The sequence below is a fragment of the Pseudomonas sp. RC10-4-2 genome (genome assembly GCF_050433085.1).
GTDB classification, from domain to species: domain Bacteria; phylum Pseudomonadota; class Gammaproteobacteria; order Pseudomonadales; family Pseudomonadaceae; genus Pseudomonas; species Pseudomonas aeruginosa.
In genome coordinates, this window is record NZ_JBNPXX010000006.1 from 195,768 (window position 1) to 216,876 (window position 21,109).

Here is a 21,109-nt window from a genome sequence, read left to right on the forward strand (position 1 = left end):
AGACTCCTTGCCGGCTCCCGCCGGCGAGAGATCGGAAGTTCAATGAAGGGGCTCATGCAAGAGCTCCCTGCCAAGTTGGTGCAAGGTCGGCGAAGCGGGTCTGGTTGGCGATGAAGGCGGTGTGGACGGTGCCGATCGGGCCGTTGCGGTACTTGCCGATGATGATTTCGGCGATGCCCTTGGCCTCGGTGTTGGGGTGGTAGACCTCGTCGCGGTACACGAACATGATCACGTCCGCGTCCTGCTCGATTGCGCCGCTCTCGCGCAGGTCCGCGCTGTTCGGCCGCTTGTTCGGCCGGTTTTCCAAGCCGCGATTGAGCTGGGACAGGGCCACGACGGGGCAATCCATTTCCTTGGCCAGTGCTTTCAGCGCGCGGGAGATTTCCGAGATCTCGGTGGCTCGGTTTTCCAGGCCTGGGCAGCGCATCAGCTGCAGGTAGTCGACCAGGATCAGTACGGGGTGACCGTACTTCCTGGCTGCGCGGCGAACCTTGGCGCGCAGCTCTGTCGGCGTCAGGTTGCTCTGGTCGTTGATGACCAGCCGGCTGCCATAGTCGTTTATGCGCTGGATCGCGAGAGACAGCCTGGGCCAATCCTCCTCCTGCAGTTGGCCCTTCATCAGCTTGCCCAGGTCCAAGTGGCCGAACAGGGCGGTAAGCCTGAACAGCAACTGCTCTGCCGGCATTTCCATGCTGTAAACCTGAACAGACTTCTGTTGGTCGCTCTGCAGCGCCGCGTCGATCAGGTTGAGGGCAAACGACGTCTTGCCCATCGAGGGGCGGGCACCGACGATGATGAGATCCGATTTCTGTAGTCCGCCGGTGAGTTCGTCGAGATCCTTCAGGCCTGTCGGGACCCCCGTTACCGTCACGTTGTTGTTGAAGCGGTAATCGATGGTGTCGACGATCTTCGTGAGGCTCTTGTTGATATCGACGAAATCGGCGTTGTGGTGGTCCTGGCCGAGGGCGAACAGCTTCTGCTCAATCTCCTCCTGAACCTCAGAGGGATTTGCCTGGTGGTTCGAGGCGGTCCTGGTGCAGTGGTGCCCGAGAGACATCAACTGCCGCAGGTGCGCCCGATCGCGAACGATCTGCGCGTAAGCCTCGATATTGGCCACGGAGGGCGTGTTGTCGGCGAGCTGGCCGAGGTAGGCCAGCCCGCCAGCTTCTGGAAGGTCTTCGATCGCTTCCGACACAGTCACGACATCAAACGGAGCATCTTTTGCGGCCAGCTCGCTGATGGCGGTGAAGATCAGCCGATGCTCATGCCGGAAGAAGTCCTCCTTCTGCAACTGATCGCCGACAATGTCCCATGCCGCGTTGTCCAGCATCAGGCCGCCGAGTACCCCTTGCTCCGCCTCGACGGAGTGCGGCGGCGTAAGTTCCAGAACACTCACTTCGAGTCCTCCCGGCCGATCTGCAGAAACGTGCTTCCGCTTCCGTCCGGGGAGCCGAAGATCTCCAGCGCTTTCACTTCCACCTTGGCGGACTCGATGATCACCGAACCCACATGAGCCACCGCTTTCGCGCGTTCGATATCCAGGGGCTTGTCTTCGTCAAGCAGCCCTTCGATGGTGGCAAAGAGGTGATTTCGCAGATCCTCAATCTTGTTCTTCATGCTCGACCTCCTGAATGGTGCGCTTGAGCTTGCTGATGACGCGGATTGCGCTCTTCAGCTCAGGTGGATAGCGATGGATGGAGTTGCGGCGCATGCGTTCGGCCCGGGTGATGAGCTCCAGGTTGTCGATGACGACGTTCTGCTTGTTGTTGTCCTTGAGGCAGACGCAATGGCCGGCTGGGATGGGGCCGAAGTGTTCTTCCCAGAGCAGGATGTGGATGCCCTTCCAGTCCCGGGGGGGATAGCCGGTATCCGAGATCTTTCGTTGCAGGTAGCCATCAGCGCTGACCCGCGTGCTGCCGACTGGGAGCCATGTGTGGGGCTTTTGCCCCTTCTTGAACTGCGTTTCTGGTGCGCGTCCTCGCGCGGGCAGCCCCTTCATGCCGCAGTTCCATGGGGTGTTTCCCTTCTTGAACCGAGTTGCGCTACCCCAGTCCTGCCGGATCTTCTTGGAGAACTCGGGGCTTTTTTTCAGCCCGAGCCGATACGCTTTGGAGCAGATCTGCTGGAGCGTTTTGTTCAACCTGGCTGCCAGGACCTCGTTCGGCATATCCGGATACAGGCGCAGCAGCACCAGTTCCTGTTCGGCAGTCCAGGTTTCGCGGATGCAGTGCTCCTCTCGGTTGCTGAATTTGCGGCGGGCACGCACCAGGGCCACGTAGGCGAGGGTCGAGAGAGCAGAGCGAGTCATCGGGAACCTCCCTGCTCGAGCGCGCCCTGAACTCGCCGGCTGACGCTGCGGTGCAGGCGAGTGTTTTTGCCGTGCTCCCAGCCTGCTTGCAGCGAGGCCTGGTCATAGGCAAGGGCCTTCGTAAGCGCCGCTGGCTCCAGGTACTTCAACGCCGGATGGTGTAGTTCGAGGTAGGCCTTGATGGCTGCTTGAGTCGACTCGTCCGGCCTGCCAGCAAAGTCACGTACCAGCGAACGCACTGCGAGAAGCCAGCCTTCGACGAAGAGCTTGCTGCGACGACGCTTGGTCGACAGCTTGCAGCGCTTCTGTTGGGCGACATGAGCCGAGCGCGCCGCCACCAGTTGGTGGTGGAGCGTAGAGTAGGCGTGAGCGGCCAGCTCAGGGCCGATCCCTCGGCCCATGAACTTGAACGTCCAGCCCGCTGGCATCGCGTATGCCGCCAGGTAGTCGCAGCCGAAGGAACTGGCGCAGATCCCGGCCAGTTCATGCAGCCATGGGGCAGGAGAGCGCCTGGTTCGAGTGAGAACGCACGCGGTTTCCACCGTGTGGGCCGAGATCTCCGCATCGCTGAGGTCGAACTGGCGCTTCAGGATCGCGGCCTGGCGCAATGCGGTTTCCGCCTCGTTCGGCGTGGCCCCCTTGGCATTCGCCAGGGCCATCAGCTTCTCGACCTTGGCGAGGACTTTTTGCTTGTCCATTACGCGCCCCCCTTGCAGCAGGTTGAGCCCTGCTCGGTGGCGGAGTGGCTTTTTGCACTTGGGCGCCTGTTCCAGTCGACCTGTGCTGAATACCTCGCTGTTACCGGGTCTGGCTCGCAGTAGGACGGCCCCACGTGGACCTCGCAATCCAGACACTCAACGGCACAGTTCCAGGCACCAGAGTCAAACTGCTCGGGTTCCAGCATACGAATGTTCGTGCTGCCGCAGAGCGGGCAGGGCTTGAGCAATGGCGTGCGCGACAGACAATCGCGGCGAACGATGCCGCGTTCATCCCTGGCCTCAATTCGATAGGCTACCGGCTCCTGCTTCTTCAGCTCCGCTAGCTTGGACTCAAGCGAGGCGACCCTTGCCAGGGCGGCGTCGCGCTGATTCAAGGCCTTGGCCCAAGCCTCGCTGAGCAGGCGCTCATGCTGTTCTGCTGCCGCATCGATATCGATTGGGCTGAGGCTATCTGCGAGCGGCCTCACGTACTGGCACACCGGGCCGTTCTCAGTATCGTGGATAGACAGCACGAACCAGGCCCCCCACGCTCATGCCGAGCACCGCACTTGCCTCGGCGGCCAGTTGCTGGCCTTCAGTGCTTGGTGAGCTGCCGACGAAGAGCATCAGCCGTTCGATGACCCTCACAGTGTCCGGCGAGGGTTGGGCGAACTCGGCCAGGTGATCGATGGCAGTCGCTATGTTCCAGATGGCCCTGTTCATGTCCCGCTGGATCACTTGGATTGAGTTGGCATTGGTCGCGATGGCCAGTTGCGACTTCGTCTGCAACAGTAGGTCGTGGGCGATTTGGAGCAGGGCGTTCTGCAGAGGCTGTCCGCAGGCACGCTGCTGAGCGCGAACCGGAGCGATCAGGCCCTGCAACATCGCAGCACCTTCAGCCTCGATTTGCAGATTCTCGGAAGCACCGGCGGCAGCGCCTGCTTTGGCCATGTAGCCTTGCACGTAGGCGTCGAACTGGGTCTCGGCGATCAAGTTAAGGAGGAGGTTGTTGCGGTTCTGGAGGTTCATATGAGGCCCTCCGGAGCCGATTGCAGAGCGTCTTTCCAGAGCCGAAGGGTTTCCTGCTCCTCGCTGGTCAGAGCGATCTGAGCGGTGCAGTCAGCGACCTTCTGCTTGATGACGCGCAGGCGCTCCTCGACTTCACTGCCATCGTCGTACGCTATTTCGTTAGTCAGATGACTAATGAAGTCACATCGCAGGCTCCCCACCTGACTAGCGAAATACTCGGCTTCACTGCGCCATCCGATGAGCTGCTTGGGACGCTCCAGCCAGCGTTTGAGTTTTGAGTGGAGCTGGTGCGTGGAGTACAGGGGATCGAACACCTTGGCCCGGTTGTAGATCAACGCGATCTGCAGGATCTCCAGCCGCTCTTCGAGCGTATTTCCCGGAAGCGGGTAGTTCGAGGCGACCAGTTGCTTGGCCAGGCGCCCACGCAGCTCACGCCGTTTCTTGGCTTGTTTCTCGTCGCGATCACGCTTTTCCTTCGCATGCTCGATCTGCTTGTTCACCGAGTCGAGCAAGCGCGCTGCGTCTTGTAGGAGCTGCTTTTGTTCGAAGCTCAAGTAGCAACCCAGCTTCCCGAACAGGTCGGTACCGCCACCAGTCAGCTTGCGTATTTCTCGCGCAGCGCCGGTCAATTTGGCCTGCTGGCTCCGAAGGTCGGCGGCGCTGCCGAACTTGTTCAGTTGCAGCACAAGTTCCGCGTCGACGTCGCGGGCTTGGGTGATAGGAGTCTTCGCCATGTCAGCGCCCTCCCTTGACCAGTGCTGCAACCGCCTCCGGCGTCAGCGCCAGGAAGCGGTCAGTCCACTCGGGAAAGACCTCGATGGCCAGGTTGCGGATGATTTCCAGCGCGGGCGCTGATGTGCGATTTGAGGGTTGCCGCGTTTCGAGGCGGTGCGCTGGTAGCCCGCGCGATGCTGCGTTGCGAAACACGACGGCATCCGGGACAGTCGTTTCGAGCACAGAAATGTCCTGATGCTCATCGAAGATGGCACGCACATTCTCGTGAATTGCCCGGGAGTCATTGGTCTGGTCCAGGCAGTTGATGACGATCTGAACATTGGGGATCCGCATGCCGAGACGCTCATAGGGGCGTAGGCCGTCGAGCATTTGCATGGTGCCGCGGTTGAACTCACGGGCGGTAAGCATGTTGGGTTGGAGGGGGGAAACAACCAGGTCCGATGCAAGCACAACCATTTCGAGCAAAGCTGAGCGCGCACCCTGGGTGTCGATCAGCACCAGGTCGTAGCCTTCTTTCAGAGCGGGCATCAGGTTCGCCAGGCGTAGCCGGCCATCGGGCGCCTGGAGCAGTAGGTTGTTGAGCTGATTGTTCTGGTCGTTGGAAATCACGACGTCCAGATTGGGGATAATCGTCCTGGAGATGATCCTCGCCGGGTCCGTTATGTTGGCGGCGAGCAGGTCGTAGATGCCGCCCTGGGCAACTTCCGGAAGCTCGTAGTACGAGGATAGGGAGGGCTGGACGGGGTCCAGATCGATGAGGAGGGTTCGTATGCCTGCATCGGCGCAAAATGCACCGAGGTTGGCGGCGGTGGTGGATTTCCCTACACCACCCTTGGTGGATACAACCGAAGTCGCTTTCATTGAGATAGCCTCTAATGGGGTCATTAGAGGCTGCTCAGCTAAATCGGTACGAGGCTTTAAAACCCTTCCTAGAGAGACCTAGGCCAATTGTCTTTTAACCAATTGGTCGTAGGTTCGAATCCTACACGACCCACCATATTCAAGACGAAAAAGCCCACCTGCGAAGGTGGGCTTTTTCGTTTCTGTACCCTTATTTTCCGAATGCTGGCCTGTGGGAAGGAGGAGGGGCCGCTCTTCCAGCCCTGTTTCTCCGACGCCTGGCCTTCCCGCATGGCATTCATCGAGCGTCTGGAGGCGGCGGGCCCTGAGGCCCGGCCGCTCCATCGAACAGGAAGCCTCCCGGTACGGGTACCGGGAGAATCGATTCACAGGTTGTAGTGGCGACCTATCATTGGAACGGTCGCCGCAGCCCCGTATACCGAGTTCCAGGACTGCCAGCCAAAATTGATGCCGATCAGTCCGCCATGGATCTGGTTGGGGATTTGTGGCTCCAGCCTGCCGCTGGCCGAAGAACCTATGACATTCCCCTGGTTCCAGGCGACCAGGCCGCCCAGCAGACCCGAGCCTCCGACCTTGCCGGAAGCGGAAGCGCCGCTGATGGTGGCGGTGCTGAAGCCCACCAGCCCGCCAATATAGCTGTCGTAGCCCGCCGTCACATCGCCGCCGGCCGAGGCCCCCAGGATGAGAGCCTGCCAGCCCTCCAGGGAGCCGACCAGTCCGCCGGCCCTGATCCCGGCGCCTCCGCTCACCGCACCGCTGGCCTTGGCGGAGCGGATCGAGGTGTTTTCACCGCGGCCGACCAACCCTCCCAGGTTGTGGCCGGTCTTGTCGTTCACGATTCCATGACTGCTGGCGAGCATCAGCGAACCTCGCAGGTCACTGCCGATCAACCCGCCGATGGCCCTGGAACCACTGGCGCTGACGTTGCCCGAAGCCGAGACGTTCGTCAGCGAGGCGGCATCGTTATAGCCGACGAGTCCGCCGACGCGACTGCCCTTGCCCCCGGTGACATTGCCGGATGCCGCCAGGGTGCTGTGGTTGCCGCCCCGGTTGTGGCCGATCAGCCCTCCCACGTCACTGTTCTCCCCTGCGTTTACCCACCCGGAGGCCTTCAGGTTGGAATGATTGCCGCCGAGGTTGGACCCTATCAGGCCACCCAGGGTTTTGCCGCTGCCGTCGGTGACTTCGCCACTGGCGGAACCGTTGATGACGGAGCCGTACAGGTTTTCGCCGAGCAGACCGCCAACCGCTTCTGCTCCGCGGGTAGCGACATTGCCCTTGGCGGAGGCATTGACCAGCGAGGCATTGGCGTTGAGACCGATCAGGCCGCCGGCCTGAAGCAGCGACCCACCACTCAGGTTGCCGCTGGCACTGACGTTGGCCAGGTTGCCTGCCTGGTTGTGGCCGATCAGGCCTCCCAGGTAGCGACCGGCTTGCAGGCTGACATCGCCATGGGCGCTGGCGTTGTTGATGGCCGCGTTCAGGTTCCGGCCGATCAGCCCGCCCAGTGCTTCCGCGTCTGTGCCCCGGACCTTGCCGCTGGTCGTGGCGTGGGCGATACCACTGTTTACGTTGAGGCCGATGAGCCCTCCGTACAGGCCGTGCTGTCCGTTGCCTGAGACGTCGACGGAGGCGGATACGTCCGCCAGTCCGCCGGCGGAGCTGTATCCGACCAGTCCTCCCAGGTTCATCCCGTGACCGCTCAGCGACAGCGTTCCCTGACTGCCGCTGCTGCGGATGAGGCCGCCGCGGTTCCTGCCTACCAGGCCCCCCGCGCCGTAGTGGCTGGCATGGTCCTTCAACTGGCCGGAGATGGCAAAATCGGCCCGGCTGTTGGAGATGCTGGCCACGCCCCTGGCTGTGCTGATGTTTTCGGCTGCGAGTCCGCCCAGAGCATAGGTGTGGCGGTTGCCGACCAGCGTGCCGCTGGCGCTGGCGTTGTCGATACTACCCAGGTTCAGTGCGACCAGCCCGCCGAGGCTGTTCAGCTTCGAGGCCGCGGCGATACGGATGTCGCTGGCGTTCACATTGTCGATGCGACCGAGGTTGACGGCGGCCAGGCTACCGACCTGGACATTGTAGTGGGTGGCCTGTGCTCCATCGGCGGAAATGCGTTCCAGGTTCAGGTTGCGGAGGGTGCCCCGGTTGACGCTGAACAGGCCGGAGTAGGCGCCGGTGCCGTAGACGGCGAGATTATCGATGGTGTTGCCCAGGCCGTCGAAGGTACCGCCGAAGGCGCTGGCGTTGCCTATCGACAGGAAGCTGGAGTTGCCGCCTGCGATTCGATTGCCGAGGACATAGCTGCCGCCCAGGTCCCTATCGATGCCGCGCAACTGCTGCAGGTCCTGGATCACGCTGTAGTCCCGCCCATTGGCGCGGAATCCTGCGTTCTTGCCGGACAGGGTGATCCGGGTGCCTTCGGCCAGGGCATAACCCTTGTCCGAATTGAATTCGACCCGGGCTCCCTGGCCAGTGAGAGAGAGGCTGTCGTCGATACGGAGAGGGCGCTGCCCGGCATTGAGAGTAAGGCTGGCGTTTTCCCCCTGGGCCGTCAGCGCGCCATTGATCCTGAGGTCCCCGCGCTCGGCGGTTAGCGTCAGGCCGTTGCCGCTGTCCCAGGACAGCGGCGCGCCGACATGCGCGTTGCCCCGGGTGGCGACCACTTCGACGTTGCTTGTGGAAAGGTTGCGGGCCAGGGTATCGGCATGCAACGTCGGGCCTTTTCCCGCGCTGCTTGGATTCGCCAGGCCGGAACCGACATTCTCGTTGCTCCGGGCCTGAACGGTACGTGACCTGACGTTGGTGGCGGAGTTGCCGAAGACCTTGTTACCGCCGGTCTGGACCTGCACGACATGCACATTGCCGGCGTCGGCGGCGATATCGGGTAGCGTCTGGACCTGGACGATGCTGGAGCCATTGGCGCCTGGGCTCAGGTTGGGGAGAGTCTGGGTCTGGACGACATCGATTCCGCTGACGCCGGGGCCGATGTTGGCACCGCTCTGGCTCTGCACGATTGTGACGCCATTGACGCCCGAGCCGATGCTGGGGCCGCTCTGGCTCTGCACGACGCTGATGCCACTCGCGCCTGAACCGATATTTGCGCCATTCTGGCTTTGCACAACGGTGATGCCACTTGCGCCCGAACCGATATTGGCACCGTTCTGGCTCTGCACGACAGTCACGCCATTGACGCCCGAGCCGATGTTGGGGCTGTTCTGGCTCTGCACGACGCTGATGCCACTCGCGCCCGAGCCGATGTTGGCGCCGCTCTGGCTCTGCACTGCGGAGGTACCGTTGGCGCCGGCGGCGAGGTCGACGGCCGGCTGCTGCTGAACGATGGTCACGCCGTTGCTATCGGACGCATTGGCCCCGGCTGGGCCCTGCGCTACATGGACCTGGCCGGAACCATCACCGGCAGCGTTTGCCTGGCCGACAGCGGCTACGCTGACCTCGTGCGAGAGAATCCTCCAGGTGCCGGTTGCGCCCTGGTCGGCATGGGTGTCCACCTGCGCGGTTCGCTGTATCTCGACGTTCGCGCCCTGGTTCAGCACCAGGCCGCCATTGCCTCCGCCGATGGCGCTGGCGTCCTGCTTGCCGGCCACCCGCACGGTACCCTGTTCGCCGCCGTCGAGGACGATGCGTCCTTCCGCGCTGCGTAGCGTCCTGGCCTCGAGAGTGCCCTGGTTGTTGACGACGGTCTTGAGCAGGCTGTCGGCGCTGCGGGCGCTCATCAGCACCTGGCCGCCATCGGCGCGGATGAGGCCGCCGTTGTGTGCGAGAGCGTCGACCGAGCCCTTGTCCACCTGCAGGTTGAGCAGGCCGTCGCCGTCGAAATTGAGGTTGATGCCCTGGCCTGCGCCCAGGGCCACGTCGCCGAGTTGCGCCTGGATCACGCCGTCGTTGCTGACCCGGGCGCCCAGCAGGGCGATGCTGCCGCCTTCGCTGGCTTGCAGGCTGCCGGCATTGCTTACGGTTGCGCCGGAGTCGCCGGAGAACTGGTAGTTGCCGGCGAGGAAGTCCCTGTCGGCCAGGTCCAGGGTGGAAGCCACCAGGCCGCCTACGTTGACCTGGGCGGACTTGCCGAAGACCACGCCGTTGGGATTGACCAGGAAGACCTTGCCGTTGGCATCTATCCGCCCCTGGATATCGCTGCCGTTGCGGCCGATCACCCGGTTCAGGGCGACGGCGTCCTGGCCCGGCTGGTGGAAGCTGACCCGCTCATCGGCACGGACGCTGAACTCGTTCCAATTGGTGATCAGCTTGTGGCTCTGCTGGTCGATGACCATATGCCGGCCATCGGTGGATGTCTGGAATCCGGCATCGCCTGAAACGACCGTGGCGCCGCTGGGCAGGGCGAAGGCGGGGGCCTGGCAGAACAGGCCGAGCAGTGACGCTCCGGCGACTACGAGCGCCTTGCCGCGTCCGCTCTTGCTGCGCCGACGGGTACCTTCGCTTGCGACGTTCCAACAGCCTGTGGCCTGGTTCCAGACCAGCGTATAGCTCTTGTTCATGGCTTTTCCTTTCAGTGGGGCCCGCCGGCATGGCGGGCGGGAGCTTGCTCAGAAGTAGCGGGTCGCTTGCAGCCACAGCCGGGGAGTGCGCTCGGGCTCGATGTTGTTTTCCTGGCTCAGGGGCCAGGCTGCGGTCAGGCTGACCTGGTGATCCGTTCCGTACCAGGTTGCGCCGCTGCCGACGGCGGCCATGCGGTTGCGATTGCCTTCCGTGGTGTTGGGGTGCTTGAGGAATTTCACCGCGCCCTGGTCGACGAACGAACTCAGCTGCCAGCCCGGAGCCAGGCTGTAGCGCAGCTCCGCACTGGCTTGCCAGCCTTCGTCGCCGTAGCCCTTGTAGCTGCCCAGGGGGAACGCCCGAACGCCGTAGGGGCCGCCCATGTCGAACTGTTCCGCGCTGTCGAGGTTGCCGCCGCTCCACTGGGCGTTGAGTTGGGCGAACAACTGCAGGCGGTCGCCCAGGTGCTGCAGGCGTACGGCGTTGAGCATGATCTTGTCGAAGCTGCCGGCGGTACCGATGGTGTAGCGGTCCAGCAGCCGCTCTTCGGCGGAGTCGATGGCGAGCTGGCCGTGGGCATAGGCCAGCGAGAAGCCGCTCTGTCCACCGCCGAACAAGCGGTCCTGGGCGTTTCCGCTGATGCTGGCGGTCCACAGGCGGATCTCCTTGCGGCTATGCCTCCCGGTACGCTCCTGGTCATCGCGAAGTCGCTTGTTTTCATATTGCAACTGGGTGGACAGGCTTAAGCTGCGGCTACGCAGCAGGGGCTGGCTGACGAACAGACTGTCGGTAATGGCCCGGCCATGGGCATCCAGGCGCGAGAAATCGCGTACCAGTCGATAGGTCGTCTCGGCGTGGGCCAGTCCGATGCGCGTGCCTCGGGAACCAAGGGGCAGTTGATAGGCTGCACGGTAGTAGCGTTGGTGCCGGTCGCTGCCCAGCAGGCTCAGTCTCGCCTGGTCGCCCAGTCGCAGCGGGCTGTTGAAGTCGAGGGTGGTTCCCAGGCGATATTCCCCCATGTAGCGGCCGCCATAGTTGTCTGCCTCCAGCCTGCCGCCGACCAGCGGGCCGGGGCGGGCCTCGACGCGCAAGTCCGTGGTTCCCTGCGCCTGGCCCGGCAGCAGGGTGCCTTTGGCCTGGAGGCCGGGAATGTCGCTCAGGAGCAGAAGCGCACGCTCCAGCTCCGAGCCCTGGACCGCGGTATCTCGTTCGAGTGCGCTCAAGGGGCGGAGTAGAACGCGGTCCAGCGTTCGGGACGTGTTGTGCAGTTCGATCCTGCCGTAGCGTCCCTCGAGCACTTCGATGCGTACCGTTCCATCCTGGATTTCCTGTGCCGGGAGGAAGGCGCGCGCCAGCACATATCCCTTTTCCTGATAGAAATCGCCGATGCGGGCGGCGGCGGCGTGCAATTGGCTCAGATTGAGTTCCTGGCCCGGCAGGTCGTGCAGGAGCGCCAGCAGGCGTCGATCGTCGAACTGCCTGTTGCCGCTGAGTTGGAAGCGCTTGACCAGCACCGTCGGGCCGCCCTCTTCGGCAGCCCGTGATACGCCGTCCTCGGGGCTGGGGCGCTCGGCGTCCAGTTCCACCGGCGCGGGCAGGTTCAGGCGTCGGCTTTCCACGTCACGCAGCGCCTGCCCCGCATCCGGGGCGGCATTGGCAAGGCAGGACGACAACATGGCCATTCCCATGAGGCCCGTACGGAGCAGCGGTCCGGCCCTGAGGGATGGAACGATCGAAGTGGAACTGCCGGAAGGTTTTGGAGAGGGAGGTGGGAAAGAAAGGCTAGCCTGGTTACGCGGAAAAGCTGGATGCATGGTCAATCGGCCCGGAGCGCGGTTCTTGCAGAGAAAAGAAGCCGATATCCGCAGGCATGTGCAGAACGATCGGTTTCAAGGCGGAGAATCGAGTGGGCGATAGCCTGAGGCGAGGCTGAAACGGCGACAATCGTAGTTTTCTGGCTTTGGCCGGTAGAACTTCTTGGTTTTCGTAGGGGACTGGGAGGACTGCTGTAGGAAAAAACTCCGGTGATAATGGGCTCGGCAGCGGAAGCGGCGGAAACAGTGGGGCGGAAGTAGCGGCTGAGCGCGATTCCGTATCGCGACCGTGGCGGTCATGATCAAAGGGCCTGTCCGACTATCGCCCGCCGTTCGGTCTGGCGGCTGGAGCATGGGCAGGACGCAGCGCTAGAATGCCGTTCTCGGTTTAAGGGCCCTCTCAGGCTGAGCATCAACGGAGTGTGTCTTTCGGTTCTTTTTCGTGGCGTTCACCCATGACCGGCACCAAGCCCACAACGCCCGTAGCCCGCTATTTCCACCAAGAGGCGCAACGGCGCGGCTATGTGCTGGACGCAGCCCAGGGCAATGCCATTCTTCATCTCGATCGATTGGCGGAGCGCTTGCGTCGAGGTCCGTCGCTATTCCGGCAAGCGCCGCGCAGCCTCTACCTGTGGGGGCCGGTCGGGCGCGGCAAGAGCTGGCTGATGGATGGCTTCTTTCGCAGCGCCGATTTGCAGGGCCTGCGCCGGACGCATTTCCATGCGTTCTTTCGCCGGCTTCATGACGGTATGTTCCGCCGCCAGGGGCGGCCCGATGCCCTGGGCGGTGCGCTCGACGAACTGCTAGGAGACTGCCGGCTGCTTTGCTTCGACGAATTCCATGTCCACGACATTGGCGACGCGATGCTGATAACACGCCTGTTCAGGGAGCTGTTCCGCAGGAAGATCACCCTGGTCTGCACCTCCAACTACGCGCCGCGGCAACTGCTGCCCAATCCGCTCTACCACGAACGCTTCCTGCCGGCGATCCGGTTGATCGAGACGCGCATGGAAGTGCTGGAAGTAGCCGGCGCCCGGGACTACCGGACGATTTCGCCGCGGCAGGAGATCGCTTCCGGTTATGCCAGCGGCGGGTATTGCTGGCCAGCCTCATGCGCTTGCCTGGACGAGCTGGGCTTGTCCGCGCCCGAACCCTCGCAACGCGTGACCCTGCAAAGCGGCGCGAGGACGTTGCAGGCGCGCGCGGTGTGCGGCGACCTGGTGTGGTTCGCCTTCGCCGACCTTTGCGAGGCGCCAACCGCGGTGATGGACTACCTTGCCCTCGGCGAACGCTTCTCTACCTGGGTGCTGGAGGGCGTACCGCCGATGGCGCGCTGTTCGGTCGCCGCCCAGCAGCGCTTCATCAATCTCGTCGACGTCCTTTACGACAATGACCGGCGTTTTTTCCTGAGTGCCGAAAAGGCGCTGCCGGACCTGGTCGAGGGCAGCGACCTGCCTGCGGACATGCAGCGTACCGCCAGTCGGCTGGCGCAGTTGCGCCAGCTTCGCTGTTGAAGGAACGCCCCGCGCCGACGGCAAACGGGGCGTAATGGCTCAGTGCAGCTTGAGGCGTGGCTCGGTGCTGCGCAGGCGGCCGCTAAGCATCAGCATCGCGGTGCGCAGCGGACCGTACAACGCCATCTGGTGCATGCGGTATAGCGATACGTAGAACATCCGCGCCAGCCAGCCTTCGAGCATGACGCTACCCATCAGATTGCCCATCAGGTTGCCGACCGCGCTGAAGCGCGACAGCGAGATCAGCGAACCGTAGTCGCGGTAGTGATATTCGCCCAGCGGCTTGCCTTCGAGACGGGCACGTAGCGATTTCACCAGCAGCGAGGCCTGCTGGTGCGCGGCCTGGGCGCGTGGCGGCACGTTGCGCGGTTGCTCTCCCGGTTGCGCCGGCTGGGGACAGGCGGCGCAGTCGCCGAAGGCGAAGATGTCGTCGTCGCGGGTGGTCTGCAGGGTCGGGCGGACCACCAGTTGGTTGATACGGTTGCTTTCCAGGCCGTCGAGTTCCTTGAGGAAGGCCGGAGCCCGGATGCCTGCCGCCCAGACCTTGAGCGTCGCCGGGACGAACTCGCCGTCGCCGGTCCAGAGGCCGTCCGCATCTACCTTGCTCACCGCGGAGCCGGTCATCACCCGTACGCCGAGCTTGCTCAGGGTCTGGTGTACCGGCTGGCTGATACGCTCGGGCAGCGCCGGCAGCACCCGCGGGCCGGCTTCGACCAGGCTGATGTGCAGGTCTTCCGGGCGGATCCGGTCGAGCCCGTAGGCGGCCAGCATCTGCGCGGCGTGGTGCAGTTCCGCAGCCAGTTCGACGCCGGTGGCGCCGGCGCCGATGATGGCGATACTCACTGCGTTGTTGTTCGCGTCGTGCCCGGTATGCGCACGCAGGTACTGGCCGAGCAGCTGGCGGTGGAAGCGTTCGGCCTGGGCGCGGGTATCGAGGAAAATGCAGTGTTCCGCAGCGCCCTCGGTGCCGAAGTCGTTGGTGGTGCTGCCGACGGCGATCACCAGGGTGTCGTAGGCGATGTCGCGCTCGGGAACCAGTTCAACGCCATTCTCGTCCACCAGTGCGGCCAGGCGGACCCGCTTGCCGGCGCGATCCAGGCCCTGCATGCGGCCGAGCTGGAATTCGAAGTGGTTCCACTTCGCCTGGGCGACGTAGTTCAGCTCGTCCTCGGAGGAGTTGAGCGAGCCGGCAGCGACTTCGTGCAGCAGGGGTTTCCAGATGTGGGTGAGGTTGGCGTCGACCAGGGTGACCTGGGCCTTGCCGCGTTTACCCAGGGTGCGGCCGAGACGCGTGGCGAGCTCCAGCCCGCCGGCGCCGCCGCCGACGATCACGATGCGATGGGACATGTGGATATCTCATAGTGGGAATTCCGTGAGGCGGTCGTCGGGAGCGTGGCTCGACCGGACGACTCAGGCCAGGTAGCTGAGGAGGCGGCTGAGCAGGCCCAGGCCGATGACCACGGCGAGCAGGACGAACATCAGGAACCACGGGCGGAACGGCGCACGCTCGACCTGGTGCAGCGGCGAGGCGAGGTACTGCTCGACCTTCTGCTGGTCTTCGGGGCTCAGTCGGCTGGACATGGCAGGCCTCCGTTTTCGATGTCGGTCATTCTAGACAGACAGGGAGCTCGATCACCAGCGGGTCGTCGAGGCGGATCACTCCGCTGCCGATCACCCGCGCGGTGATGCCGCCCTGTTCGCGCACGCTCTTCAGCGTGCGGTGGTCGATGTGCTTTTCCAGGCGTCCGCAGGGTTGGTACCAGCCAGTGGTTTCCAGCAGCGCGCCGCCGAGGCGGAAGCGACGGTCCTTCAGGCTGAGCAGGTTGATGCCGGCGACGGCGATGTTGCGGCGCATCTCGTTGGGCAACAGCGGCCTGCCCAGCAGGGTACCGAGGGCCTCGATGTGTTCCCACTGCACCAGGGTGACCTGGCGCGGCGGGTGCGGGTGGTCGCCTGTCAGTCCCAGGCCGCGCCGTGCCTCCACCGCCTCCAGTTCCTGGATCGGCGCGCGGCTGCCGGAGCGCACGCCGATCCACTTCACCCGCCCTTCGCTCACAGGCCTACCCCGGCGTCGAACAGGATGCTGCGGCCGAGGTTGGCGCGCAGGAATTCGGGGGCGCCGGAGTGAGCGAAGAGCACCCGGGCAAAGGTCGGACCGACCATCGACAGAGAGCGCCAGCCTTGGCGCAGGTATTCGGTGGGCGGCGGGAAGGGCGTATTGAAATCGGGCACCGCGCGCTTCAGGTTGACGAAGGCCAGCAGGTCCAGTTCGCCGTGGTCGATGCCGCGCTCGCTATAGTTGTGCGCCTTCTTGCGCAGGGTTGGCGCCAGTCGTGCCTGCAGCTCGGCGGCGGCGATCCGTTGTGGCCGCTCTTCGCGTCGGATCAGTTGGCGCAGGCTGACGGCCTGGCGGCGACGGGTCAGTTCCTCGCGCCACTCCTCGTTCAGCCGGCGACCTTCATCGAGGACGAAGAACACCTCGAAGCCGGCACCCTTGAACAGGACGTCCGGCGGCTGTTCCCCGGGGGCGGCGAAATCCTCCTGGCGATAGGGCACGTTGAGGGCTTCGAGGAAGCGCTGGCAGACCCAGCGCTCGCGGTCCCATTTACGTGCGTTGGAGAGGAAGTCGTTGGCTTGTTCGGCCTGACGGGTGAGCAGGCGCAGATAATCCGCTTCGTTCATGGGCTCAGCTTAGTCTGCCGGCGGGCCCGCTTTCCAGCCCACAGGCGTTCCGGTTGCGACAATCCGTCCCGGAGCGCGCCAGCGGCGAGGCTCGGTGTACACTGCCGTTCCCCTTGGGCCGGAGCCGTTCCGATGCAACTTCGCAGCGTCATCGCCGCCGATCACCCGGCACTCTTCGCGCTATGGTCGCGAACGCCAGGTATCCGCCTCCGTGCGGAGGACGCCTATCCCTTCTTCCTCGCCTACCTTCAACGCAACCCCGGGCTGAGCCTGCTGGTCGAAACCGAAGGGGAGGTGATCGCCTGCCTGATGGCCGGGCATGACGGTCGCCGTGGTTACCTCCAGCACCTGGTGGTCGATCCCGGTTATCGAGGGCTGGGGCTGGCGCGGCGGATGCTCGACGAGGTGTTGGCGCGCCTGGCGAGGGAGGGGATCGGCAAATCCCATGTCTTCGTCCTGGATGCCGCCGAGGAGGCCCAGGCATTCTGGCGAGCCCAGTCGGACTGGGAGCGGCGCAAGGACATCCAGGTATTTTCCACTCGGGAGGGACACGCGTGAAACGATTGCATTGGGTTCTGCTGGCCATGCTGCTGCCCGGCCTGGCACTGGCCGTGGAGAAGGGCTCCACCCTGGAGCCCTGGACGTTGCAGGACCAGTTCGAAAAGGCGCACTCGCTGGACGACTCCACCCGGGTCCTGCTGGTGGCGCGGGACATGGGCGGCTCGAAGCTGGTCAAGGCGGCGCTGGCGGAACGCCCAAAGGGCTACCTGGAGGCGCGCCACGCGCTGTTCCTGGCGGACATCAGCCGCATGCCGGCGCTGATTTCCCGGCTTTTCGCGGTGCCGGCCATGCGTGACTACAGTTATCCGGTGCTGCTCGATCGCGACGCGGCCATCGCTTCTCGCTATGCCTCGGACGAGGGCAAGGTGCTCTGGGTCAGGCTGGAGCAGCGCCGCGTGTTGGAAACCCGCCAGTTGGATTCGCCGGTGGCCCTGCGCATCGCCCTGGAACAACTGCAGCCGTGATCGCTGCCGAGTTGCTGTCGGCGGAAAGCCTGGAACTGGGCTGGGCCATCTATGCACCGGTGCTGCTGCTCGCCGCCTGGCGCGCGCCCTGGGTCGAGCTGGTCAGCGATACCCGCCGCCAGCACCTGGTGTTCGGCACCATGCTCGGGCTGTTCCTGCTCTGGCTGGTGCGCCGGGACTTCGAATCGGGGCTGTCCTTCCATTTCATCGGCATGACCGCCGTCACCTTGCTGCTCGACTGGCCGCTGGCGATCGTGGTGGGGCTGGTGGCGCAACTGGGCTTGTGCCTGCTCGGCCGCCAGGATTGGCTGGCGATCGGCGTCAACGGCGTGCTGCTGGTGGCGATCCCCGCGCTGATCGCGGAGCTGGCGGCGTTGTTCGTGGAAAAGCGCCAGCCGCGCAACCTGTTCGTCTACATCTTCTGCTGCGGTTTCTTCCCGGCGGCCCTCACCGCGGTGGTGGTCCTGCTGCTCGGCCTTGGCGTGGTCTGGATCGACGGCCTTTTCCCGATGCCGCCCTGGCTGGAGGACTTCGCTGGTTACCTGTGGCTGATCATGTTCCCCGAGGCCTTCATCAACGGCACGGTGATCACCGGCCTGGTGGTCTACTACCCGGAGTGGCTGGAAACCTTCAATCGCACGCGCTACCTGCAGGCGCCCTGGAAGGACGAAGAGCGCAAGCCCTGATGAGCAGTCATTCGCCAGGTTCATGGCGGGCGGCGGCTGACTTGCGTCAGTGTTTCGGACGAAGCTGGCCGCGATCCTGCCGTTTTCCCAGGTGAGGAGCGGAACATGGGTGTCCATGAATGGGCCCGAGAGGGCCTGCGAGAGTTGCTGTCGAGGAGCGACGAGGCGGACCGGGCAATGCGCCTGCGCGCGTTGCTCAGCGCAATCATCGAACTGAACCGGGCGGAGCGCGATGCTGGCGACCTGGCCAGCGAACTGCAATTTCTTGCGGAGAATCTCGACGACCAGCGCGACTACGCTTTCATGCGTCCCTGAAGGAACGGGCCTGCCGGATTGGCTGGCCCGTTGCGTTCAATGCTCGCGAGGCGGCAGGTCGGCGGAGAAGATGTCGTCTTCCAGGGTATCGCCGGGGATCGCATGTTCCTCGGCGGCCCAGGCGCCGAGATCGATCAGCTTGCAGCGGTCGGAGCAGAAGGGGCGGTACTTGTTGTCGCTTTTCCATTCGACGGGCGCGCCGCAGGTCGGGCACTCCACGGTCAGGGGCTGGCTCATGCTCGGCCTCCTCGCAAGGTCAGGTAGAAGGCGTGCAGTCGTTCGACTTCACGCTGCAGGTGGGACAGGTCGCCGTCGTTGACCAGCACGTCGTCGGCGTGCTTCAAGCGCTCGTCGCGCCGGGCCTGGGCCTGGAGGATCGAGCGCACCTGCTCCTCGGAGACCTTGTCGCGAAGCATGGTGCGCTGTAGTTGCAGATGTTCCGGGGTATCCACCACCAGCACGCGGTGGGTCATCTGGCGCTGGCCGGACTCCACCAGCAGCGGCGAGACCAGGATGGCATAGGGCGATTCGGCCCTGGCCAGGTACTGGACGATCTCCGCGCCGATCAGCGGGTGCAGCAATTGCTCCAGCCAGCGCCGTTCCTCCGGCGCCTGGAAGATCCGCTCGCGCAAGGCGGCGCGGTCGAGCTGGCCATCGGGCAGGAGGATGCCGTCGCCGAAGCGTTCGACGATCTTCGCCAGGGCCGGACGCCCCGGCTCCACCACCCAGCGGGCGGCATGGTCGGCGTCCACCAGGTGGACGCCGAGGGAGATGAAGTGCTCGGCGGCTGCGCTCTTGCCGCTGCCGATACCGCCCGTGAGGCCTAGTATCCAGGGTTGGGTCATTTGAATCCGGCGAATTGCAGATAGGTCCGGGTTATTTGATCACCCCAGAGCAAAGCAATCCACCCGGCAATAGCCAGATAGGGACCGAAGGGGATCGGCGTGCCGCTTTCGGCGTTGCGCAGGCGCAGCATGATCACCCCGAGGATCGCCCCGACCAGCGACGACAGCAGGATGGTCAGCGGCAGGATCTGCCAGCCGCCCCAGGCACCGAGCATGGCCAGCAGCTTGAAGTCGCCGTAGCCCATGCCCTCCTTGCCGGTCACCAGCTTGAACAGCCAGAACACCGACCACAGGCTCAGGTAGCCGAACACCGCGCCGAACAGCGCATCGTCGAGGCTGGCGAAGAGGCCGAAATGGTTGGCGATCAGGCCCAGCCAGAGCAGCGGCAGCACCAGCACGTCCGGCAGCAGTTGGTGATCGGCATCGATCAGGCTCATCGCCAGCAGACCCCAGGTCAGCAGGAGCATCGCGCCCGCCTGCCAGGTGAAGCCGAAATGCCAGGCGACGTAGCCGGAAAGCAGCGCGGTGGCCAGTTCCACCAGGGGGTAGCGTTTGCCGATGGCGGCCTTGCAGGACGAGCACTTGCCGCCCAGCGCCAGGTAGCTGACCAGCGGGATGTTTTCCCAGGGGCGGATCTCGTGGCCGCAGCGCGGGCACGCCGAATTCGGCAGCACCAGGTTGTAGGTCGCCTGCTTGGGTTCCGGCTCCAGCCCGAGCGCTTCGCGGGCCTCGGCCTTCCAGTTGCGCTCCATCATCTTCGGCAGGCGATGCACGACGACGTTGAGGAAGCTGCCGACCAGCAGGCCAAGGAGGATGGCGCACAAGACAAAGGCCAGCGGATGGCTGGCCAGGTAGTCGAGGAGGGTCATTTAGACGACGTTGCCCAGCTGGAAGATCGGCAGGTACATGGCGATGATCAGGCCACCGACCAGGACCCCGAGGACCGCCATGATCATCGGTTCCATCAGGGCGGTCAGGTTGTCCACGGCATTATCCACTTCCTGCTCGTAGAAGCCAGCGACCTTGGCCAGCATGTCGTCCAGCGCGCCCGACTCCTCGCCGATGGCGGTCATCTGGATGGCCATGCTGGGGAAGATGTTGGTGGTGCGCATGGAGAAGTTCAGCTGCATGCCGGTGGACACGTCCTGCTTGATCTTGCCCACCGCGTCCCTGAACACCACGTTGCCGGTGGCGCCGGAAACCGAGTCGAGGGCTTCCACCAATGGCACGCCGGCGGCGAAGGTGGTCGACAGCGTCCGCGCGTAGCGTGCCACGGCGGATTTGTAGAGGATGGCGCCGACGATAGGCAGCTTCAGTACCGTGCGGTCGGTGGCGTCGCGGAACTTCTCCGAACGCTTGTAGGCGTGGTTCAGCAGGAAGCCGGCGCCGCCCATCATCAGCAGTACCAGGAGCCACCATTCCTGGAGCACGTTGGAGATATTGATGACCATTTGGGTGAAGGCCGGCAGTTCGGCGCCGAAGCCCTCGAACACCGACTGGAACTGCGGCACCACCTTGATCAGTAGGATCGCCGAAACGATGATGGCGACGACGATCACCGCGATCGGGTAGGTCATGGCCTTCTTGATCTTGGCCTTCAGCGCCTCGGTCTTTTCCTTGTAGGTGGCGACCCGGTCGAGCAGGGTTTCCAGGGCGCCGGATTGTTCGCCGGCGTCCACCAGGTTGCAGTAGAGCGAGTCGAAGTACTGCGGCTTCTTGCGCAGCGAGTTGGCCAGGCTGTTGCCGCCGGCGACTTCCTGCTTGATCTCCTCCACCAGCTTGCGCATGTTCGGATTGTCGAAGCCTTCGCTGATGATGTCGAACGACTGCAGCAGCGGCACGCCGGCGGCCATCATGGTGGACATCTGGCGGGTGAACAGGGCGATGTCCATAGGCTTGATCTTCTTCCCCGCCCCCAGCAGGGAGATGCCTTTCTTGCGGACCTTGACCGGCGTGATGCCCTGCTTGCGCAGTTGCGCCTTGACCAGGGTCGGGTTCTGGCTGGACAGCTCGCCCTTGACCTTGGTGCCTTTCTTGTCAGTGCCTTCCCATACGAAGACACTGGTCTTTAACGCTTTGTCCGCCATG

At 64.1% G+C, this 21,109-nt stretch carries 22 protein-coding genes and 1 pseudogene; 5 read left to right on the forward strand and 18 right to left on the reverse strand.

From position 1 onward, the window contains the following. Positions 1–52: 52 nt before the first annotated feature. The 10 genes and pseudogenes from dnaB to FHW81_RS24755 form a co-directional block, all read right to left on the reverse strand. The gene (gene dnaB / locus FHW81_RS24710; RefSeq protein WP_089030094.1) at positions 53–1,396 is read right to left on the reverse strand and encodes a replicative DNA helicase; all 1,344 of its coding nucleotides are present in this window, start codon (positions 1,394–1,396) and stop codon (positions 53–55) included. After that, complete coding sequence (locus FHW81_RS24715) at positions 1,393–1,617, reverse strand: hypothetical protein (protein WP_023104179.1); 225 nt, start codon at positions 1,615–1,617, stop codon at positions 1,393–1,395. Before FHW81_RS24715 ends, dnaB begins: the two co-directional genes overlap by 4 nt. After that, a complete protein-coding gene (locus tag FHW81_RS24720) occupies positions 1,601–2,308 on the reverse strand; it encodes an HNH endonuclease signature motif containing protein (RefSeq protein ID WP_089030093.1) in 708 nt (235 codons plus the stop codon). Before FHW81_RS24720 ends, FHW81_RS24715 begins: the two co-directional genes overlap by 17 nt. After that, entirely contained in the window at positions 2,305–3,006 is a 702-nt protein-coding gene (locus FHW81_RS24725) for a DUF2786 domain-containing protein (protein WP_089030092.1), read from the reverse strand. The genes FHW81_RS24720 and FHW81_RS24725 overlap by 4 nt, the downstream gene beginning before the upstream one ends. Then, positions 3,006–3,545: pseudogene (locus tag FHW81_RS24730) on the reverse strand (Lar family restriction alleviation protein); the annotation flags it as partial. The pseudogene FHW81_RS24730 and the gene FHW81_RS24725, both read right to left, overlap by 1 nt. Beyond that, positions 3,517–4,035 (reverse strand): hypothetical protein, encoded by a 519-nt coding sequence (locus tag FHW81_RS24735; RefSeq protein ID WP_217941751.1) that lies wholly within the window; start codon positions 4,033–4,035, stop codon positions 3,517–3,519. The gene FHW81_RS24735 and the pseudogene FHW81_RS24730, both read right to left, overlap by 29 nt. Then, on the reverse strand, positions 4,032–4,769 hold the full coding sequence (locus tag FHW81_RS24740) for a hypothetical protein (RefSeq protein ID WP_089030089.1): 738 nt from the start codon (positions 4,767–4,769) through the stop codon (positions 4,032–4,034). The genes FHW81_RS24735 and FHW81_RS24740 overlap by 4 nt, the downstream gene beginning before the upstream one ends. 1 nt (position 4,770) lies before the next feature. After that, on the reverse strand, positions 4,771–5,631 hold the full coding sequence (locus tag FHW81_RS24745; protein ID WP_023104184.1) for a ParA family protein: 861 nt from the start codon (positions 5,629–5,631) through the stop codon (positions 4,771–4,773). Between the two features lie 365 nt (positions 5,632–5,996). Further along, a complete protein-coding gene (gene tpsA4, locus FHW81_RS24750) occupies positions 5,997–10,142 on the reverse strand; it encodes a two-partner secretion system exoprotein TpsA4 (RefSeq protein WP_023090844.1) in 4,146 nt (1,381 codons plus the stop codon). A 48-nt stretch (positions 10,143–10,190) separates the two neighbouring features. Continuing rightward, positions 10,191–11,828: a ShlB/FhaC/HecB family hemolysin secretion/activation protein gene (locus FHW81_RS24755; RefSeq protein ID WP_020989303.1), complete on the reverse strand. Its 1,638-nt coding sequence runs from the start codon at positions 11,826–11,828 to the stop codon at positions 10,191–10,193. Between the two features lie 548 nt (positions 11,829–12,376). Here FHW81_RS24755 and zapE point away from each other — a divergent pair. After that, positions 12,377–13,468 (forward strand): cell division protein ZapE, encoded by a 1,092-nt coding sequence (gene zapE / locus FHW81_RS24760; protein WP_049284759.1) that lies wholly within the window; start codon positions 12,377–12,379, stop codon positions 13,466–13,468. Between the two features lie 39 nt (positions 13,469–13,507). Here the strand turns inward: zapE and FHW81_RS24765 are convergent, their stop codons facing one another. The 4 genes from FHW81_RS24765 to FHW81_RS24780 form a co-directional block, all read right to left on the reverse strand. Beyond that, a complete protein-coding gene (locus tag FHW81_RS24765; protein WP_003112837.1) occupies positions 13,508–14,815 on the reverse strand; it encodes an NAD(P)/FAD-dependent oxidoreductase in 1,308 nt (435 codons plus the stop codon). Positions 14,816–14,878: 63 nt separating this feature from the next. Next, positions 14,879–15,049 (reverse strand): DUF3094 family protein, encoded by a 171-nt coding sequence (locus FHW81_RS24770; protein WP_003094672.1) that lies wholly within the window; start codon positions 15,047–15,049, stop codon positions 14,879–14,881. A gap of 25 nt (positions 15,050–15,074) precedes the next feature. Further along, entirely contained in the window at positions 15,075–15,524 is a 450-nt protein-coding gene (locus FHW81_RS24775) for an MOSC domain-containing protein (protein WP_023084741.1), read from the reverse strand. Further along, positions 15,521–16,150, reverse strand: coding sequence for a DUF1780 domain-containing protein (locus tag FHW81_RS24780; RefSeq protein ID WP_003094668.1), 630 nt, complete (start codon positions 16,148–16,150; stop codon positions 15,521–15,523). The genes FHW81_RS24775 and FHW81_RS24780 overlap by 4 nt, the downstream gene beginning before the upstream one ends. 132 nt (positions 16,151–16,282) lie before the next feature. On the opposite strand from FHW81_RS24780, the gene FHW81_RS24785 reads away from it, so the two are divergent. The 4 genes from FHW81_RS24785 to FHW81_RS24800 all read left to right on the forward strand — a co-directional run bounded on the left by FHW81_RS24785 (position 16,283) and on the right by FHW81_RS24800 (position 18,176). Then, on the forward strand, positions 16,283–16,708 hold the full coding sequence (locus FHW81_RS24785) for a GNAT family N-acetyltransferase (RefSeq protein ID WP_003103865.1): 426 nt from the start codon (positions 16,283–16,285) through the stop codon (positions 16,706–16,708). Beyond that, positions 16,705–17,175 (forward strand): hypothetical protein, encoded by a 471-nt coding sequence (locus FHW81_RS24790; RefSeq protein ID WP_019486073.1) that lies wholly within the window; start codon positions 16,705–16,707, stop codon positions 17,173–17,175. Before FHW81_RS24785 ends, FHW81_RS24790 begins: the two co-directional genes overlap by 4 nt. Further along, the gene (locus FHW81_RS24795) at positions 17,172–17,861 is read left to right on the forward strand and encodes an energy-coupling factor ABC transporter permease (RefSeq protein WP_003103868.1); all 690 of its coding nucleotides are present in this window, start codon (positions 17,172–17,174) and stop codon (positions 17,859–17,861) included. The genes FHW81_RS24790 and FHW81_RS24795 overlap by 4 nt, the downstream gene beginning before the upstream one ends. A gap of 105 nt (positions 17,862–17,966) precedes the next feature. Further along, on the forward strand, positions 17,967–18,176 hold the full coding sequence (locus tag FHW81_RS24800) for a hypothetical protein (RefSeq protein ID WP_020750398.1): 210 nt from the start codon (positions 17,967–17,969) through the stop codon (positions 18,174–18,176). Positions 18,177–18,212: 36 nt separating this feature from the next. On the opposite strand, the gene yacG is transcribed toward FHW81_RS24800, so the two are convergent. Genes yacG through FHW81_RS24820 form a run of 4 tightly spaced genes read right to left on the reverse strand, consistent with a single transcriptional unit; the run spans position 18,213 to position 21,108 of the window. Then, positions 18,213–18,413: a DNA gyrase inhibitor YacG gene (gene yacG / locus FHW81_RS24805; RefSeq protein WP_003094656.1), complete on the reverse strand. Its 201-nt coding sequence runs from the start codon at positions 18,411–18,413 to the stop codon at positions 18,213–18,215. After that, a complete protein-coding gene (gene coaE / locus FHW81_RS24810) occupies positions 18,410–19,021 on the reverse strand; it encodes a dephospho-CoA kinase (RefSeq protein ID WP_003112838.1) in 612 nt (203 codons plus the stop codon). The genes yacG and coaE overlap by 4 nt, the downstream gene beginning before the upstream one ends. Next, positions 19,018–19,890 carry a type IV prepilin peptidase/methyltransferase PilD gene (gene pilD, locus FHW81_RS24815; protein ID WP_023084740.1) on the reverse strand — a complete coding sequence of 291 codons (873 nt, stop codon included), beginning with the start codon at positions 19,888–19,890 and terminating at the stop codon, positions 19,018–19,020. Before pilD ends, coaE begins: the two co-directional genes overlap by 4 nt. Next, positions 19,891–21,108, reverse strand: a complete 1,218-nt coding sequence (locus FHW81_RS24820) for a type II secretion system F family protein (RefSeq protein WP_003161763.1) — start codon at positions 21,106–21,108, stop codon at positions 19,891–19,893. Position 21,109 lies beyond the last annotated feature (1 nt).